The following is a 447-nucleotide window of genomic DNA, read 5'->3' on the forward strand; positions in this document are numbered from 1 at the left end:
CAAATACTCGCTAGAAAGCCTGCTGCGTGTTTATTGGCAACGCTGGGAGATTGAAGAGGGTTATGGTGAAATTAAACAGACTCAACTGCAAAGTCACGTCACTTTACGAAGTCGTTTTTCTGCCGGTGTGAAGCAAGAGCTTTGGGGCGTATTACTTGCCTATAACTTAGTGCGATTAGAGATGGTTAAGATAGCTTCAGAAGCCGGGGTTCGAGCGACTAGGGTAAGCTTTACTGCTGCAATTAACCTTATAGATGCTCAGTTACGTTGGTTAGCTTTAAGTCCAGACGGAACTTTACCTGTAAAACTGAAAAGGATGAGAGAAAGTTTAAGCCACTTCATTCTTCCAGATAAAAGAAAGGACCGAACGTTTCCACGTTCAGTCCTCTTTGTTCCAGCCAAATATCCGTTTAGGTTCAAGCAGTAATGCTTATCCGAACGGCATTA

General features: G+C 43.2%; 1 protein-coding gene. It reads left to right on the forward strand.

Annotated features, from left to right (window positions below):
* On the forward strand, positions 1-427 hold a 427-nt coding region (locus BCT34_RS16545; RefSeq protein ID WP_157936604.1), incomplete at its 5' end, for a transposase.
* Positions 428-447 lie beyond the last annotated feature (20 nt).

The organism is Vibrio sp. 10N.261.45.E2 (assembly GCF_002875705.1).
GTDB lineage: Bacteria > Pseudomonadota > Gammaproteobacteria > Enterobacterales > Vibrionaceae > Vibrio.